Source organism: Exiguobacterium undae DSM 14481, from assembly GCF_000620805.1.
Lineage (GTDB): Bacteria > Bacillota > Bacilli > Exiguobacteriales > Exiguobacteriaceae > Exiguobacterium_A > Exiguobacterium_A undae.
Genome location: NZ_KK211187.1, coordinates 1,370,659 through 1,387,498, shown reverse-complemented (window position 1 = coordinate 1,387,498; position 16,840 = coordinate 1,370,659). Strand labels below are relative to the sequence as shown.

Here is a 16,840-nt window from a genome sequence, read left to right as displayed (position 1 = left end):
CCTTCTCCTTCAATCTGTAAAGTTTCTCAAGTGAAATATAACTCGTCCACTGCTGGTAAATAATCAATCGCAGGAAACGCACCTGTCTCTAATTTGATCCCGTGGTGTTCGATGTCTGCCAACGGAATCGACTTTCTTCCGGTTTCCAATTGCTCCCACCAGGGGAACAAATGCTCGACAGACAACACATATTGCACATTATACATACTGAATCGAATGATGACAAAACAAATTCCTCCATGTGCCACACATTGACGCATATGTTCAATTTGGTGCGGATGAAAGTTCTTCAGGGGAAAAGACGTTTTATGATTGGTTTCCTTCGCTTCAAAATCGATATATTTTCCACGGTATACGCCGTTGTAGTCGGTGGTCGACGGTTGCTTGAAATAGGCTTCCTTGACGACGGCAGCAGACCGTTTCGGATAATCGACTTGGACGATTTGAAGGGGGGTCGGTTTCTTGTGAATGATTGCCCGATTATGGGTCAGATAAAACATATTGCTTTCATTAATGAGTTTTTCGAGCTTCATTCCCCGGTTCGAGAATGTCGAACCTGTTGAACGTGCACTTTGGATGGCAATACCATGCGGTTCAACCGGTTTTTGAAATTTTTTACCATTCGGGTAATTCAAAAGGATTCCCCTCCTAACGCGTTTATTGTACCATGATATGTGATTGTATCGTATCGGCCGAGAGGAGTAGTTAAAAACAAATGACAATAGAACCGTTACTTCAAGATATCGAACGTATTTATCAAGCAGGTCGGAATGGTCACGAATACGACTTTCAAAAAGACGTCATTCCCTTCGTGGAGCAAGCAGACATCCTGATTGAAGCCTGGCAGCAAAATGCACAGAACAGTCCGTATTTACGTCCGGCGATGGTCGAAAGTGCCGTCGATCAACTGAAACAACTTTCCGTTCAAGCGTTTCAACCCAAAACCAGCCTAAAACGATTTAATGAGACCATCAAATCGGTTCGTTATATCGACCAGCTGATGCAATAATCCGATGAATTCTGTTTCTGAGCAGGAAATTTTGTTACACTTGTCGTAAACAATGAGTTAGGGTAGCAGACAGCTTGGACTGTTCCTGCCGAACCGTGCGAGGAGGAGTAGGATTGGCCACATCAAAATCAAATTCGCGCCACGAATCAAAATTGATTCCTCGGGCGTCGAATCCAACGGCAAAAAAGTACGTCATGTTCGTCGACGAGACTGGAACGCCAAAAGGGAACACACAGTTTAATTTGACGGGTGTTTTAATGGAATACAAGTACGCCATCGATTCGGATGAAACGGGGGAACCAAGTCCGTTGCGTAAACGATTGATGGAATTCAAGTCGTCGGTATTTGAAGATCCGCACATCCCGCTTCATCTCAAAGAAATTTTAAAAGCAGAGCATCCTTACGGAAAAGAAGATGGTATCACAATCGACATGTTGCGTCATTTCTGGGTCGCCTTGCCGGACTTCTTGGTCGATATCGACTGTACGATCGTCAGCGTCGAAGTCGATAAACAAAAGTTGCAAGAATTTTACTCAACGCCAAAAGATCCTTATGTCGTCGCTTTTGCCCATCTGATGAAATCATTTTACGCGTTTTTAGAAGAAACGGAAGCGACGAGTGCCCGGGTCGTCCTTGAAAGTCGGGATGATTATCAAAACCTGCTGATTCAAAAAGCATTTTTCGATATTTTTAATTCCGGAACGGTGCATCTCGACGTGGAGAAGAGCCGTCAAAAGATCAAAGGTTTCATTTTTGCTGAAAAAGACAGCGATCTCTACCAATCCGGTCTTGAGATTGCCGATCTTGTCTGCCTCCCCCTCTCCCGCGTCCGTCGTGGAGTCATTGAGGTAAAACCACGGTTTGTCCATTACGGGGACGAAAACCGAATTTTTAAAGCGATTAAAAACAAGATTTACATTCGTCGGGACAGTCCCGATCAAGATTTCCGGAACTGGGGTTTCAAAAAAGTCCCGATTACGAAAAAACGGCGTGAATGGTCCGATACGCCCTGGAACGGATGATCCACACCTAAAAGCGTCCCGCAGTGAATTGCGGGACGCTTTTTGTTATTCGCTCTCAAGAGGCGGAACCAGTCCTTTTGTCCGTTTTTTTCCATCACGGCACATATCCAGCAAGGGACACTCCAAGCAATTTGGACGTTGTGCTTTACAGTGATAGCGGCCGAAAAAAATAAATTGGTGGTGTAATTTCGACCATCTTTCCCGTTTAAACCGTTTCATCAATGTCTGTTCGACTTGGGTGACATTGTCCTTCCAGCGGCAGATACCCAGTCGTTTCGAGACCCGTTCGACATGTGTATCGACGGCGAATGCCGGCACGTCAAACGCAACAGACAACACGACGTTCGCCGTTTTCCGCCCGACGCCCGGTAGCGCTTCAAGCCCCGCCCGGTCGGTCGGTACTTCACCATCGTGTAACGCAAGCAGCTGTCCGGCCAATGCTTTGATGTTTTTCGCTTTATTGCGATACAGACCAAGCCGTTTGATTTTTGCTTCAATTTCTTCGACTGGTGCAACGGCTAATCGTTCGGGTGTCGGAAATGCAGCAAACAAATCCGGTGTCACTTTGTTGACTAAAACGTCTGTCGCCTGCGCACTTAAGGCAACCGCAACGACAAGCTCAAACGGATTTTGATGAACCAGTTCGCAGAAAGCTTCCGGAAACATCTCCTCCAGGGTCGATTCAATTCGTTCAATCTCTGCTTTGCGTAACATCCCCGTCAGCTCCCTCTCGTCGCTAAGTCTTCCAGTGTTTTAATCCCTTCGCGTTCCCATGTCCGCAGAATTTGATTGATATACGTCATCTTCCGGACGTTATGGTAGACCGCTTCCCGCAAGGCCGCGAGAACAAGTTCTTCCGCAATGTTCTCAATCGTCAACCACTGGATGATTTGCTCCATCTGAAACGGTGACATCATCCCCAGTTCTCGCTCAAAGTGTTGGAAAACGGACGGATTGATCGTATCAAAGTTCGGTGCTTCTTGTTCAGGTGGCGCCATCAGTTTTTCATATAACGGAACCAATGAATACCGTTCTGATCCTCCGATGTTCTCCATCGCCAGCAATCCTTTTTGCAAGAGACCCAGCGTCGTCTCGATGGTTTCCGTCTCGGATAATCCAAGCCGATTACTTAACTCTTCCGGCGAAGGCATTTCCATGCCTTCAGCGCGACAAGCAAACAGTTGTCCAATCAATGTAAATTCAACGAAACTGATGCCGAGGCGTTTTGCTTCCGTAAACAGCCGTTTGGGAAGCACAACCGTTCCTTCCTCAAAGAGCTGAATTAAATTATGATCCATGGCTCTTCCTCGATTCTTTATGATAAGCAAGAAATCGACCCGTCCGAGGGATGGGTCGATTTTAATCACTATTACGGATACAAACGGTTCAACAGACGTGGGAATGGAATCGTCTCACGTACATGTTCGACACCTGTAATCCAGGCCACTGTCCGTTCGAGTCCAAGACCAAAACCACTGTGTGGGACCGATCCATACTTACGTGTTTCCAGATACCACTTATAGGCACCCGTCTCATCTAAATCATGTGCTTTCATGCCGGCACGTAACTTCTCGAAATCTTCCTCGCGTTGTGAACCACCAACGATTTCACCATATCCTTCAGGAGCAATCAAATCGTCACATAAGACGAATCCCGGGTTTTCCGGGTCTTCTTTCATGTAAAACGGTTTGATGTCTTTTGGCCAATGCGTGATGAAGACCGGACGCGCAAACGTGTTGGCGATTGCCGTCTCATGCGGCGCACCAAAATCGTCTCCGAATTCAATGTCGTCAAAACCTTGTTCTTTCAACATCGCGATTGCTTCTGTATACGTGACGCGTGGGAACGGCGCTTTGATGTTTTCCAAGACTGTCAAGTCCCGTTCCAACAACTCCAGTTCAGCACGACAGTTTGTCAGTGCCGACTGGACGAGATGCGAGACGTAGTTTTCTTGGACTTCCAGGTTCATTTCGTGATCATAAAACGCCATTTCCGGCTCCATCATCCAAAATTCGATGAGGTGACGGCGCGTTTTTGATTTTTCAGCACGGAAGGTCGGACCAAACGAGAAGACTTTTCCAAGCGCCATCGCAGCCGCTTCCATGTATAACTGGCCTGATTGTGACAAGTACGCATCTTCATCAAAGTATTTCGTATGGAACAATTCCGTTGTTCCTTCCGGTGCGCTTCCTGTCAGGATTGGCGGGTCGACTTTGATGAATCCTTCTTGGTTAAAGAATTCGTATGTGGCACGGATCAGTTCGTTTCGAACGACCATGACGGCATGTTGGCGTTTTGAACGCAACCAAAGATGACGGTTATCCATCAGGAAGTCCGTTCCGTGTGCTTTTGGTGTGATCGGATAATCGATCGCTTCATGAATCACTTCAATTGCCGTGATTTCCATCTCATGACCAATCGCTGTCCGTCCCCCATCTGATTTGATGACCCCTGTCACCCACATCGAAGACTCTTGTGTTAATCCTTTAGCGGTCTTAAATAACTCTTCGCCAACCGTTTCCTTCACGACGACTCCCTGCATGAAGCCGGAACCATCACGTAATTGAAGAAACGCGATTTTACCGCTCGATCGTTTGTTTGCTAACCAACATCCGATCGTGATTTCTTCTCCGACGTGCTTTTCTACATCACGAATCATTGCTTTCAAAAGTCAACATCCTCTCTCTATTAAACGGCCGTATGCGCCGTGATAAATCCTTCGATCCGGTCTAATGCTTCCAGCACCCGTTTCGGGTCTGTCGCATATGATAACCGGACATATTCTGGTGCGCCAAAGCCGGACCCTGGAATCAAGGCGACTTTCGCTTCCGACAAGACAGCGGTACACCAGTCGTCAACGTTTGAGAAACCGCACATTTCGGCTGCCCGCAATGCATGCGGGAACAGATAAAAAGCACCTTCCGGCTTCAGACACGTTAAACCGGGAATTTGAATCAACCGATCATAAATCTGCTCCAAGCGTTCTTCGAACACGACCCGCATCGCCTCGACCGGAGCGTCTCCTTCGGCGTAGGCGGCAACAGACGCTGCCTGGGCAATCGATGTCGGATTTGATGTCGAATGGCTCGCAAGGTTCGTCATCGCACTGATGATGTCTTTTGGTCCAATCGCATAACCAATCCGCCATCCTGTCATCGCATGGGATTTCGACACCCCATTGACGATGATTGTCCGTTCGCGCATATTCGGTAACGTCGCAATCGATAGATGCGTGACACCATTGTAAAGCAGCTTTTCGTAAATCTCATCACTGATCACAAGCAGATTATGCGCCATCGCCACATCTGCCACCATCTCGAGTTCTTCCTTCGTATAGACCATTCCGGTCGGGTTAGACGGAGAGTTCAAGATGAGCGCTTTTGTTTTGGGTGTAATGTGTTGCTCGAGCAACTCGCGTGTCACTTTGAACCGTGACTGTTCCGTCGTTTCTAAAATGACAGGAACACCGTCGCTTAATTTAATTTGTTCCGGATAACTGACCCAGTAAGGTGCCGGGACAATCACTTCGTCACCCGGATCGAGAATCGCTTGGAATAACGTCGATAAGGCATGTTTTGCTCCTGACGCAACCATCACTTCCGAACGGTCGTACGATAACCAAAGGTCGCGACGCGTTTTTTCAATGATGGCATCTTTCAAGGCAACGGTTCCGCCGGACGGCGTGTATTTTGTATCTCCGGCTTCAGCCGCCGCAAACGCTGCTTGGATGATGAATTCCGGTGTATTGAAGTCCGGCTCTCCAGCCCCTAAACCGATGATGTCTTGTCCTTCTTCCCGTAAGGCTTTTGCTTTTGCTGTAATCGCCAATGTCGTTGACGGTGTCAATTGTTGTACACGTTTTGATAACATCTCGCACACTCCTTTTTTAATTGATCCGTAATCGTTTCAGGAACGATCCTTCTTGATAGGTGTAATACGAATAGTCGTATCCTGACTTCGTTTTGGTGACGATTTCAATCAATGCCCGTTGGTCGAACCCGTATTTGGCCGAGACGATGTTTGCTGGGTTACCGGCTTTTTGGATGACGTCTGCAATCTTCATCCCATCCGCCACCCGTCTCGTTTCGATTTTTCCTTTTTTCGGAACGAATGCCCGCAAGGCTTCTCCGTCTTGCTGAATCGTAAAGACACTGTATTGGGTTTCACCGTTGAATACATGTTCAAACTTGATTTCGTCGGGTGCGATCTCTTTTTTCAAACGTGTTTCCGCTTCCTGGACAACTGTTTGTTCACGGTCTTTGGCTTCCGCCACCGTAAATTGATAAATCCCTGTACCGATTAACGTGACGAGAAGGATGAAGCCGACAAGACCGAGGACGATCTTCCAATTCATGTGCGGTAGATGGTAAAGACCATCTGCTCCTTATCTTTTTCGTCCAGTGCCAGACCAAACATCAAATCCTCTGTTTTTAACGTGCGATTCAATACATCTACAATCTTGTACGTATCATCATGGCGATTGACCTTGACTGTTGCTAGCGTCTCGATTTTCGAATCCATCTTATTGTCCTCCCTCATTTTTCTACATCTATTATAATGCGATAATGCTTATCTGGATAGACTCAATCCGTATCATTTAAGAACAATTCCAGTTCGGCTGTCAGTTCATCCAACGGTTTCGCTAAAACTGGCACACTTGGTAAACTCGACACAAACCGTTTTCCGTAGCGGGTCGTTTCAATCCGCCGATCAAAGACGAACACGACACCCCGGTCGTTTGTCGTCCGAATCAAACGTCCGAATCCTTGCTTAAAGCGAATGATTGCTTGCGGTAAACTGTATTCAAAAAAGGATGATTTTCCTTGTTGCTCAATCTGTTCCGAACGGGCCTGGACGATCGGTTGGTCGGGTGGGGCGAACGGCAGACGAACGATGACAAGGCAACTCAAATCGTCACCCGGTACATCGACCCCTTCCCAGAAACTCGCCGTCCCGAACAGAAGACAGGCATCGAGCTGTTTGAATTGTTTCATCAGACGTTGCCGGGATCCTTGGGTAATGCCTTGTGACAATAACGTAAACCGGTCCGGTAACGCGGCTTTTGTCGCATCATGCGTTTGCCGTAACATCTCGTTTGAGGTGAACAGCACCAACATCCGTCCTTCCGTCACTTCCGCAATCCGAATGATGGCATCTGCGATGACTTCAGAATACGTCGCTTGCGGGACATCTTGCAACAACGGCAAGTCCGTCGGAATCATCAGCCGGACTTTTTCCGCGTATCCAAACGGAGACGGGACGATGAACCGCCGTGTCTCAAGTTCCGACAAACCGAGTCGTTTTTCGATGAACTGGAACTTATTCGAGACCGTTAACGTCGCTGATGTCAGGATACACGTCCGCTTCGAGAAGACTTCCCGGTGGAGACGGTCGGAAATATCGATCGGTTGCGTGTAAATCCGCGTCAATTTACGGTTTTTGACGGTCGTTTCAATCCAGGAAACGGTTTCGTCATGCGGGGCAAGCATCGTTTCAAAAATCGCTTGCTCAACATCTTCCAACTGTCCGATCACCGTCTTTAAATCCGCGACGACGGACCGTTCCCGGTAACTCATATGTTCCCGTTGATCATGGAACAATTTATGAATGGCCCGGATCGCCTGGCGGAGCCGCCGTAAAACCAGTTCCACACGTTTCGCGCTCTCCTGCACTGCCCGCATCGACTGATCAAGTCGTTTGAAGCGGACCGTGACACGCCCTTCCCGCCGTTCTTTCCGGGAAGCGAGCTCCAGCCCGTACGCTTGAATGATCGTCAACAGACCGTCGGCTTCTTCCAACAACTCCGTTAATGTCTCGTCGATCGTTTCGCTGTGCGCTTCGACCAATTCCGTCAAATCAAATTGATCCGACAGACTGACCAGACGCGTCAATAATTTTTTATCGGACGAAAACCCCAGTTGTCTGAAGATCCGGTCAAAAGAGTGACCGTCAAAAACTAATCCGAAATGATGGCTCGCCACCTCTTCGATTTGATGGGCCTCGTCCAAAATCAACGGACAGCCTTTAGGCAAGACGCCGGCCTCGTACTGAATATCACTGAACAACAACGCATGATTCGTCACGATGATGGTCGCATCCTTTGCTCTGCGGACGGCATGATGGAAAAAATCACGGCTGTACCACGGATCAAATCGTCCCAGTTGCGATTGGCTGTCCGACTGAATCAGCTGTTTGATGGCAATGTTCCCTTGGGCCGCTCCTCCCGGTAAACTGACTTCTTCCAGATCCCCTGTCTCCGTCTGGGTCAACCAGACGAGCAAGATCGCTTTCGCTAACGTAAAGTTATACGGCTCTTCCGTCTCACTGAGGAAAAACTCGAATTTCCGTAAATCCATATAGTTGCTGCGACCCTTTAATAATGTAATCTCGACCGGTGCGTCAAACAATTGGCGTAAGAGCGGCAAATCCCGCGCAAATAATTGTTCCTGCAACTGAATCGTATGTGTACTGACGATGATCGGTGTCTCGTGTTCAATCGCATAATGAGCAGCCGGCACCAAATAACCGAGCGATTTCCCTGTTCCGGTTCCTGCTTCGACGAGCAATGGTGTTTCCTGGTCGAGTGATTGATAGACGTGCCGCATCATCTCCAGTTGCCCGGTCCGTGCTTCATATCCGGGAAACAGCTTGGGGAATACCGACTCGTTGAGACGATCAACAAACGGGCTGAACGGCTCCAGTTGGGATGCTGCGGTCTGTTCGGTTGGTTCAAGCCGTTTTTTCAAAGCGATTTTCCGGAAACTGTCGAACCGCTCATCGGCTTCCAGTCCAACGGTTTGAATCGCCTGTTCAATCTCTTGTTCGATCGCACTGAAGAGTTTTCCCGCTAAGCGGCGTAAATGCCGCAACGTATCCAGCGGCAGATCCTCCAACCGTGCCAGAAGATGAAGCAACAGTTCGGCTGTCGCCTCGGCATCACTCCCCGCCCGGTGTGCTTCATGGTGCGTCAGCTCCAACAAGTCTGTCAGGTGCGACAAGGAATGACTCTCAGCTGTCGGTAACAAAATTCGTGCCAACTCGACCGTATCGATGACAGGACCGGTATAAGGCAGATACCCTTCTTCTTCCAAGGCTTCGTTCAAGAAGGTCAAATCAAACTGGACGTTGTGGGCGACGAAGACGCCTCCATCAAGCAATTGAAGAACACGTGGGGCAATGACATCAAATGTCTCAGCCTCTGCGACATCTTCGTCCGTAATCCCGGTTAATTGAGAAATAAACGGCGGAATCGGTTTTTGTGGTCGGACAAAAGCCGATAAACGCTCGGTAATCCGTCCCTCTTCGATGACCGCCATTCCGATTTCAATCATTTCATCGCCGGATTTAATCGAATGTCCGGTCGTTTCTAGATCCACTACAACAAACTTCTTTTCCACGACTTATCTCCACCTTTAACCATCCATAGCTTCAGCATATGGCATCTCAAGTTCCATCTTAACAAAAAAGAGACCCGAATGTATCTCGGGTCCCTCAAAATCATAAGATCGTATGTGCGATTTCTTGCGATAACATCTGTTTGATCGAGTTATCCTGATCCAGTACCGCTACTTTTGGGACATGTGTCGTGATTTCTTCATTCGTCAACTGAGCATACGCCATGATGATGACTTCATCCCCGATTTGGAAATGACGGGCTGCTGCCCCGTTTAAACAGATCACGCCTGACCCGCGTGCTCCTTTGATCGCATACGTTTCAATCCGTGCCCCGTTCTGATTATTCGTTACCTGAACCTTCTCATTTTCAAGAATACCGACTGCATCAAGCAGATCTTCGTCAATCGTAATCGAGCCGACGTAATGGAGGTTGGCCTCCGTCACGCGGGCTTTGTGTAATTTTGCGTGCATGAATGTCCGTAACATGTTCATGCTCCTCTCGTATAAAGTAAGTTATCAATCAACCGTGCCGATTGGAACTGAACGGCAACAGCCAATAAAATTGTTTCGGTTGTTGCTGTGACCGGCCCAAGTGCCGGATAGGAAACCGCTTCGACATAATCGATCGACGTCCCTTCAAACTGAAGCAACGCGCGTGTTTGTTCCACGACCTGTTCGATCGGTTGCCCGTCATCCAACCACGACTTGGCTTGCACCAATGCCTGTTGAATCCCGGGTGCCTGTTCCCGTTCCAAATCAGACAGATAGACGTTTCGAGATGACTTGGCCAGACCATCCGTTTCACGGATGATCGGACAGCGTCTGATTTCGACCGGAACAAAGTAGTCCGCGACGTATCCTTCAATCAACGCCAGTTGTTGGGCATCTTTCAGACCAAAGTAGGCGCGGGTCGGACGAACGATATTAAACAGTTTGCTGACAACCGTCAATACCCCGTCAAAATGTCCTGGACGCGAGGCGCCGCATAAGACGTCATCTCCTGAACGTACCGTGACCCGTGCCATATCGAGTGGATACATCGTCTCGTTTGTCGGATAAAAGAGATAGTCGACCGCAGCAGCTTCCGCCAGTGCTTGATCCCGCTCCGCATCACGCGGATAACGGTCTAAATCTTCATTGGGACCAAACTGAGTCGGATTCACGAAGATGCTCAGGACGACGATGTCATTTTCTTGACGCGCCTGCTTCAGCAACGAGGCATGACCCTCATGCAAAAAGCCCATCGTCGGAACGAATCCGATTGAGGTCTGCCCGTCTAATTCCTGTCGTAATTGTTCGATGTTCCGGATGATTTTCATTCTTTTGTTCCTCCGTACAAGGCGCCAATCAGTTCCTCGTCCATCATGAACGAGTGTGCAAGTTCAGGGAACGCGCCCGCCTTGACTTCTTTGACGTAAGCAGCGATTGCTTCTGTTCCGGATGTGTTCCAATCAGCATACGCCTTGACGAATTTCGGCAGACGTCCCACGCCGTACGTCAGAATATCATGATAAACCAAAACTTGTCCGGCGACGTCAGGACCGGCACCAATTCCGATTACGGGAATCGTCAACAATTCTTGGACACGTTTTGCCAACGGATGTGGGACACATTCCAATACAAGCATCTTCGCTCCGGCTTGTTCAGCCGCCAAACTGTCGGCAATCAACTGTTCCGCTGCTGCAAGCGATTTTCCTTGAACTTTAAACCCTTCCAAAACTCCAACCGATTGAGGTGTCAGTCCTAAATGGGCAACACACGGCATGCCGGCATCGGTCAGACGACGAATCGTTGTCAGGATGTCACCTGCCCCTTCTAGTTTCAAAGCATCGGCCTGGCTTTCTTGGAAGATGCGCGCTGCCGCGTCAAGCGTCCGGTCAAACGATCCATGGTAACTCGCAAACGGCATATCCACCACCATAAACGTGTTAGGTGCCCCCCGACGGACGGCACGGGCGTGATGAACCATGTCATCGACTGTGACGGCAATCGTCGAGTCATAACCGAGAATCACGTTTCCTAACGAGTCGCCGACGAGCAACAGGTCGACTTGTCCCGCTTCCGCCAGTTTCGCCGAAGGATAATCGTAGGCGGTCAGCATGACCAGCTTTTCTCCAGCCTGTTGTTTTTTTAATAAAGGTGTCATTGTATGCATGTGTGTTCTCTCCTTACTTGATTTAGAGAGGACAAAAGGAAACGCCTTCTTTTCCTAAAGCAATCCATAGGAAAGAAGGCGTGAATAAGTGCAACATCGTCCTTCTGTCCCTGTCCGAGTGGGATCAAGGCAGTTAAAAAATAAATGATCAATCAAAGCCTTCAACCGGTATGATTCCGAACGGATATCATCCTCGTTTTCAGTATACCCGATTCAAAAAGCAGACTGCAAACGTCCCGTCTTACGTTTCCGCCCAGTAGATCAATTCCGCAGAATGGAACGTTTTGATTCCTTCCGCTGTCTCGACTTGTAACGTCCCGTCTGATTGGATTCCCCGGAGATATCCGGTCACAGATACTTGCCGGGTCCGAAGCGTTACTTCTTGGTTCAACCGGTCGGCGTGATGTTCCCATTCTGAGACGAATGACGCAAACCCGTCTATCAGCCAGCGCTGATACATGTGTTCGAATTCGTTTAAAAACAAGGCCACGATTTCTGCACGGGCAAACGATTGTCCCGTTGCCAGCTTTAACGAGGTCGCCCGGTCCGCTAATACTTCCGGAAAATCTTTATGTTGGACATTGATGCCGATCCCGATGATGACGGAATTGATCCGATCGGCCTCGGTCTGCATCTCTGTTAAAATGCCGGCCACCTTTCGATTCGCAATCAACAAATCGTTTGGCCATTTGATGGTCACAGGTACCTGAAGTGTCCGCAGCACCTTTGCTAAAGCGATGCCTGCGATTAACGTCAATTGACCGGCTTGATGCAACGGCGCCTCCGGACGTAATATCAAACTCATGGCAATCCCTGCACCTCGTGCTTCATGCCAGGTACGGCCGAGCTGTCCCCGTCCGTTTGTTTGATAATCACAGACAATCAAAGTCCCTTCCGGTGCTCCTTGCTGCGCTTGTTCGTGCGCGATGCGTTGCGTCGTCTCCGTCTCCTCGAGATGGAGAATCTTGCGACCTAATTGTTTGGTCTGAAGGTGTTGTTCGATGGCAAGAGGGGTCAGGCGATCTCCTTGATCGATGAGATGGTACCCCGTTTTCTTATGGGATTCAATGGCGTACCCGGCTTCTTTTAAAGAAACGATTTGTTTCCAAATGGCGGTACGTGAAATATTTAGTTGATCCGCCAGTTCTTGACCTGATATCCAGTCCGTCTGCATCAACGCATGGAGGATCCGGTCCCGTGTTGTTTTTTCCACATCATCACTTCCCTTAGTAAAGTCTCCCGTTGATTGGCGAGCCGGTGGACCACCACTTGCTGCTCCAAGTGGGCCAATGCTTCTTTGATTGCTTGTTTCTGTAATCCGAGGGTCATCATATCGCGTCCGTTGACGGTCAAATCTTTTAATTGCCGGATCGGCAGCGTCGACCGGTCTTGGTGATGACGTCCGGTCATTTCGTTTAGCCGCAATAATTCTTCATCTGACAAACAATACCGTTGCCAATCGGATAACGTTTCTTCCTTGACGAGGGGAGCCAATGTTTTCGCACGGGTTTGTTGTTTTTTTGAACGCTTCCATGCCCGTAACGCTTCCGGTCGCATTCCGGCGACAACGACGAGGGTCCAGACGTCGTCGGTCGAGACGCCGTTTAACGGCATTTCGATCAAACGTTCAAGGATCGATGGATCGAGATGCGGCAAATACTCAGGGATACCTGTCCGGATCATCGCTTGTAATGCTGTCGTGCGACCGGGTCCGAGTAAGATTTTTTCAAATTCGACGGCAATCCGTTCCATTGCCACCGATGAGAGGTGTTGTTTTTTTACAAGAATTGCTTGTTCCGTTTGACGATCCAGTGAAAACTCGAGTTGACTCATGAATCGAAAGGCGCGGATCATCCGCAACGCATCTTCGTCGAACCGTTCCTCCGCCCGACCGACCGTCCGGACGATTTTGGCTGCCAAGTCATGTTGACCGCCAAACAGATCGACGAGACCGGTCGGCTTGAGCGCCATCGCATTGATCGTAAAATCACGACGTGTCAAATCTTCCTCCAAGCTGACCCCGAGTGTCACCTCATCCGGACGCCGGCGGTCACTGTAGGTGCTTTCGGAACGAAACGTCGTCACTTCAAACGGCAGATGGTCGATTACGACCGTGACCGTCCCATGATCGAGTCCGGTCGGGATGACGACAGGGAACAGCTTCATGACGTCCTGCGGCAACAGCGACGTGGCCAGATCGTAATCACCGGGAGATCGGTTCAGCAACATGTCCCGGACTGCTCCGCCGACGATATACGCTTCGCCCCCGGACTGCTCAATCGTCCGAATGATATGATTGGCATACTCAAGCATTTTCATAACGTGCACACACCCGTTCATACAAAAGTTCATACGCTCGGACGACTTGGTTGGAATCGAATCGTCTGCGGGTATCACGAATGCCTTCTTCCGCGAACTCTTCCCGGAGTCTCGCGTCATCCGCCAACCGTCCGATCCGCTCTGCTGCTGCTTTGACATCGTATGTTGGAACAATGAAGCCTGTTTTTTCGTCCTGGATCACTTCCGGTAATCCACCGGCACTGGAGACGACACTCGGAACGCCGACCGCCATCGCTTCAAGCACGACGAGACCAAAAGCCTCTTTTTCCGATAACAGCAAATGAATGTCGCTGATTGCCAGTAACTGGGCGACATGTTCTTGTTTCCCGGCGAAGATGATTTTGTCGTAAATCCCCAATTCCTTGGCACGGCGCCGCGTCTGCCCCATCTCTGGACCGTCACCAACTAATAGTAGCCGCATGGCGCGACCGTTTGATGCAATCGCAAAGGCTGCCAGCGTATCATCAATCCGTTTGACCGGTCGGAAATTTGAAATGTGGATGACGACGATCTCATCCGGCTCGATTCCGTAATGCCGCTTCAGGCGATCATCGCGCATCGGATAGTAGACACTCTCGTCAATCGAGTTTGGAATGACATCAATCGTGTACTGTCCGTTTAACGTCATGTTCGTCTCAAGAGCCAGACTTTCTGACACTGCCGTGACAGCGTCAGAGCTTTCAATCCCGTAGCGGATGGCGGGCTGCATCTCCAAGTCCTGGCCGATGACTGTGATGTCCGTGCCGTGCAGCGTCGTTACGACACCGACCCCTTTTTTCTTCGCCATGTTCCGCCCCAGTTCCGCACAGACCGCATGCGGGACCGCGTAATGCGCATGGATGATATCCAAATCAAACAAGTCGATGACTTCCGCGACTTTCGACGCTAACGTGATGTCATATGGAGGATATTTGAAGACCGAATACTGGTTCACCTCGACGAGATGGACGGTGATGTTCGGCCGGTATTCCGTCAAACGGAATGGAATGCTCGATGTAATAAAATGGACATCGTGTCCCCGGTCCGCTAATTTCATCCCGAGTTCCGTCGCCACGACGCCACTACCGCCGACCGATGGATAACAGAGAATCCCAATCGCTTTTTTCATAGTTGCTCACTCTCTCTTCATTAAGTAATGTCCTGTTCCCTGCTCATTGTAATCAAATTACCGACTAAAAACTACATCCGTCACTTTTCGAGCGATTTTCATCAGAAATACTAGTCTTTTCCGGCGTCTGCCGTTACCCTAGAGAAAGAGTCATGTCAGAGAGGAGTAAACAGATGGCACCCCCATTCCAGTTTCCGATCCGGATCCAGAACATCATCTGGATTTTAATCGGATCATTCATTTTTGCTTTTGGTATCTATCATTTTAACGTTCAAAACGAGTTGGCTGAAGGCGGCTTCACGGGCATCACCTTGATTTTAAAAGGGCTGTTCGGGTTTTCGCCGTCCATCACGAACTTAGTCTTGAACATTCCGCTGTTCCTTGTCAGCTATAAACTACTCGGCCGGACGACATTCGTCTACACACTGATCGGAACGTTCAGTTTTTCGATTTGGTACGGATTGATTGCGAAGTATTCGCCGCTTGAAATCCTTCTGAAAGACGATATGGTTCTTGCCGCCCTGTTTGCCGGTGTTTTTATCGGTGTCGGGCTTGGCATCATCTTCAATAATGGCGGGACGACCGGCGGAGTCGATATCATCGCCCGCCTGACAAAACGGTACTTCGGATGGTCGATTGGCCGGACCTTCATGATTTTTGACTTTTTTGTCATCATCGCATCGTTGACCTATCTCGACTATAAGCAAGCGATGTATACGCTGCTCGCCGTTTACGTCGGTGCCCGTGTCATTGATTGGATGCAGGAAGGAACGTATGCCGGAAAAGCCGCGATGATCATCAGTGATCACCGGACGGAAATTGCAGACGGGATTCATGCGACGATGAACCGGGGAACAACTCGTCTCGTCGCCAAAGGCGGCTACTCGGGCCGCGACTTGGAAGTCTTATATGTCGTCGTAGCCCGAAATGAAATCACACGACTGAAGACACTCGTCAAATCAGTTGATCAACACGCTTTCATCACGCTGCATGATGTGTACGAAGTGACGGGGGAAGGATTTACGTTCGATGAAAATCGTGTCCCCATTAAAGAAACATGATCTCTAATACGAAAACAAACGGCGCGGAGTCCTTTCGGATTCCGCGCCGTTTGTTGTATTGTTTCGTTTTAATCATCACTTGATGGTGCAAACACAATCAATGCCAATCGAATGAACTCGGCAACCGCAACGAGCGTCGCAGCGACATAGGTCCACGCAGCAGCGTTCAAGACGCGACGTGATCCGCGTTCTTCCGCTGCATCAATGATGCCGTGTTCCGTTAACTGGGTCATCGCACGTTTTGAAGCATCAAACTCAACCGGTAACGTCACGAGTTGGAAAATGACCGCTCCGAGCATCAAGATGACACCAAGCATCGCAAGACCACTCATACCAGCCAAGAAACCAATCAACAATAACGGGAACGATAGGTTCGATGTGATCGAAGCGACTGGTGCGATCCGGTGACGGACACGCATCATACCGTAATCGGTCGCGTCTTGGATGACGTGTCCGATTTCGTGGGCCGCGATTGAAACTGCTGAGACCGTCGAACCGTAGTAGACATCTTCCGACAAGCGGACGACTTTGTTCGTCGGATCGTAATGATCGGACATCGTTCCGCCAATCGGCTCAAGACGCACATTCGTGATTCCGTTTTGTTTCATGATGAAATCCGCGACTTGGGCTCCGGTGACTCCACTCTGAATCGGAACTTGTTGATACTTTTTATACGTTTTTCTGACGCGCATCTGTGCCCAAATCGGCACGATGATGATGATGGCCAAATAAATCAAATAGTTCGCCATG

The 16,840-nt window shown here is 49.2% G+C and carries 18 protein-coding genes; 3 read left to right on the top strand and 15 right to left on the bottom strand.

Annotated features, from left to right (window positions below; all coding sequences use genetic code 11):
- Nucleotides 1–26: 26 nt before the first annotated feature.
- Entirely contained in the window at nt 27–641 is a 615-nt protein-coding gene (gene recU, locus P397_RS0107665) for a Holliday junction resolvase RecU (RefSeq protein WP_028106072.1), read from the bottom strand.
- 74 nt (nt 642–715) lie between these two features.
- Between recU and P397_RS0107660 the strand changes: the two genes are divergently transcribed.
- Both P397_RS0107660 and P397_RS0107655 read left to right on the top strand, forming a co-directional pair.
- Entirely contained in the window at nt 716–1,009 is a 294-nt protein-coding gene (locus tag P397_RS0107660; RefSeq protein WP_026832728.1) for a DUF1798 family protein, read from the top strand.
- A gap of 113 nt (nt 1,010–1,122) precedes the next feature.
- The gene (locus tag P397_RS0107655; protein WP_026832727.1) at nt 1,123–2,031 is read left to right on the top strand and encodes a DUF3800 domain-containing protein; all 909 of its coding nucleotides are present in this window, start codon (nt 1,123–1,125) and stop codon (nt 2,029–2,031) included.
- A 45-nt stretch (nt 2,032–2,076) separates the two neighbouring features.
- Here the strand turns inward: P397_RS0107655 and nth are convergent, their stop codons facing one another.
- The 13 genes from nth to bshA form a co-directional block, all read right to left on the bottom strand.
- Complete coding sequence (gene nth, locus P397_RS0107650; protein ID WP_028106071.1) at nt 2,077–2,745, bottom strand: endonuclease III; 669 nt, start codon at nt 2,743–2,745, stop codon at nt 2,077–2,079.
- Nucleotides 2,746–2,750: 5 nt separating this feature from the next.
- Nucleotides 2,751–3,329 (bottom strand): DnaD domain-containing protein, encoded by a 579-nt coding sequence (locus P397_RS0107645; RefSeq protein ID WP_026832725.1) that lies wholly within the window; start codon nt 3,327–3,329, stop codon nt 2,751–2,753.
- 71 nt (nt 3,330–3,400) lie between these two features.
- On the bottom strand, nt 3,401–4,690 hold the full coding sequence (gene asnS, locus P397_RS0107640; protein WP_119923378.1) for an asparagine--tRNA ligase: 1,290 nt from the start codon (nt 4,688–4,690) through the stop codon (nt 3,401–3,403).
- Between the two features lie 29 nt (nt 4,691–4,719).
- Complete coding sequence (locus tag P397_RS0107635; protein ID WP_028106069.1) at nt 4,720–5,901, bottom strand: pyridoxal phosphate-dependent aminotransferase; 1,182 nt, start codon at nt 5,899–5,901, stop codon at nt 4,720–4,722.
- A gap of 16 nt (nt 5,902–5,917) precedes the next feature.
- Nucleotides 5,918–6,385, bottom strand: coding sequence for a hypothetical protein (locus P397_RS0107630; RefSeq protein WP_028106068.1), 468 nt, complete (start codon nt 6,383–6,385; stop codon nt 5,918–5,920).
- Nucleotides 6,382–6,552 (bottom strand): YpmA family protein, encoded by a 171-nt coding sequence (locus tag P397_RS17770; protein WP_064506551.1) that lies wholly within the window; start codon nt 6,550–6,552, stop codon nt 6,382–6,384. Before P397_RS17770 ends, P397_RS0107630 begins: the two co-directional genes overlap by 4 nt.
- A gap of 62 nt (nt 6,553–6,614) precedes the next feature.
- Nucleotides 6,615–9,428, bottom strand: a complete 2,814-nt coding sequence (dinG, locus tag P397_RS0107620) for an ATP-dependent DNA helicase DinG (RefSeq protein WP_028106067.1) — start codon at nt 9,426–9,428, stop codon at nt 6,615–6,617.
- Nucleotides 9,429–9,528: 100 nt separating this feature from the next.
- Entirely contained in the window at nt 9,529–9,912 is a 384-nt protein-coding gene (panD, locus tag P397_RS0107615; protein ID WP_026832720.1) for an aspartate 1-decarboxylase, read from the bottom strand.
- A 2-nt stretch (nt 9,913–9,914) separates the two neighbouring features.
- Nucleotides 9,915–10,745, bottom strand: coding sequence for a pantoate--beta-alanine ligase (gene panC, locus P397_RS0107610; RefSeq protein ID WP_028106066.1), 831 nt, complete (start codon nt 10,743–10,745; stop codon nt 9,915–9,917).
- Nucleotides 10,742–11,581 (bottom strand): 3-methyl-2-oxobutanoate hydroxymethyltransferase, encoded by an 840-nt coding sequence (gene panB, locus P397_RS0107605; RefSeq protein ID WP_028106065.1) that lies wholly within the window; start codon nt 11,579–11,581, stop codon nt 10,742–10,744. Before panB ends, panC begins: the two co-directional genes overlap by 4 nt.
- Before the next feature lie 241 nt (nt 11,582–11,822).
- On the bottom strand, nt 11,823–12,794 hold the full coding sequence (locus tag P397_RS0107600) for a biotin--[acetyl-CoA-carboxylase] ligase (protein WP_028106064.1): 972 nt from the start codon (nt 12,792–12,794) through the stop codon (nt 11,823–11,825).
- Nucleotides 12,755–13,900 carry a CCA tRNA nucleotidyltransferase gene (locus tag P397_RS0107595; RefSeq protein WP_028106063.1) on the bottom strand — a complete coding sequence of 382 codons (1,146 nt, stop codon included), beginning with the start codon at nt 13,898–13,900 and terminating at the stop codon, nt 12,755–12,757. The genes P397_RS0107600 and P397_RS0107595 overlap by 40 nt, the downstream gene beginning before the upstream one ends.
- Nucleotides 13,887–15,029, bottom strand: coding sequence for an N-acetyl-alpha-D-glucosaminyl L-malate synthase BshA (bshA, locus tag P397_RS0107590; protein WP_026832715.1), 1,143 nt, complete (start codon nt 15,027–15,029; stop codon nt 13,887–13,889). Before bshA ends, P397_RS0107595 begins: the two co-directional genes overlap by 14 nt.
- A 173-nt stretch (nt 15,030–15,202) precedes the next feature.
- Between bshA and P397_RS0107585 the strand changes: the two genes are divergently transcribed.
- Entirely contained in the window at nt 15,203–16,090 is an 888-nt protein-coding gene (locus tag P397_RS0107585) for a YitT family protein (RefSeq protein WP_026832714.1), read from the top strand.
- Between the two features lie 68 nt (nt 16,091–16,158).
- On the opposite strand, the gene P397_RS0107580 is transcribed toward P397_RS0107585, so the two are convergent.
- Nucleotides 16,159–16,839, bottom strand: a complete 681-nt coding sequence (locus P397_RS0107580) for a zinc metallopeptidase (protein WP_028106062.1) — start codon at nt 16,837–16,839, stop codon at nt 16,159–16,161.
- Nucleotide 16,840: the final 1 nt, after the last annotated feature.

Bases quoted from the DNA above. Each gene is read 5' to 3' on its own strand.
- P397_RS0107660 (WP_026832728.1), top strand. From the start codon at position 716: ATGACAATAGAACCGTTACTTCAAGATATCGAACGTATTTATCAAGCA.
- nth (WP_028106071.1), bottom strand. From the start codon at position 2,745: ATGTTACGCAAAGCAGAGATTGAACGAATTGAATCGACCCTGGAGGAG.
- P397_RS0107645 (WP_026832725.1), bottom strand. From the start codon at position 3,329: ATGGATCATAATTTAATTCAGCTCTTTGAGGAAGGAACGGTTGTGCTT.
- asnS (WP_119923378.1), bottom strand. From the start codon at position 4,690: ATGATTCGTGATGTAGAAAAGCACGTCGGAGAAGAAATCACGATCGGA.
- P397_RS0107635 (WP_028106069.1), bottom strand. From the start codon at position 5,901: ATGTTATCAAAACGTGTACAACAATTGACACCGTCAACGACATTGGCG.
- P397_RS0107630 (WP_028106068.1), bottom strand. From the start codon at position 6,385: ATGAATTGGAAGATCGTCCTCGGTCTTGTCGGCTTCATCCTTCTCGTC.
- P397_RS17770 (WP_064506551.1), bottom strand. From the start codon at position 6,552: ATGGATTCGAAAATCGAGACGCTAGCAACAGTCAAGGTCAATCGCCAT.
- panD (WP_026832720.1), bottom strand. From the start codon at position 9,912: ATGTTACGGACATTCATGCACGCAAAATTACACAAAGCCCGCGTGACG.
- panC (WP_028106066.1), bottom strand. From the start codon at position 10,745: ATGAAAATCATCCGGAACATCGAACAATTACGACAGGAATTAGACGGG.
- panB (WP_028106065.1), bottom strand. From the start codon at position 11,581: ATGCATACAATGACACCTTTATTAAAAAAACAACAGGCTGGAGAAAAG.
- P397_RS0107595 (WP_028106063.1), bottom strand. From the start codon at position 13,900: ATGAAAATGCTTGAGTATGCCAATCATATCATTCGGACGATTGAGCAG.
- bshA (WP_026832715.1), bottom strand. From the start codon at position 15,029: ATGAAAAAAGCGATTGGGATTCTCTGTTATCCATCGGTCGGCGGTAGT.
- P397_RS0107585 (WP_026832714.1), top strand. From the start codon at position 15,203: ATGGCACCCCCATTCCAGTTTCCGATCCGGATCCAGAACATCATCTGG.
- P397_RS0107580 (WP_028106062.1), bottom strand. From the start codon at position 16,839: ATGGCGAACTATTTGATTTATTTGGCCATCATCATCATCGTGCCGATT.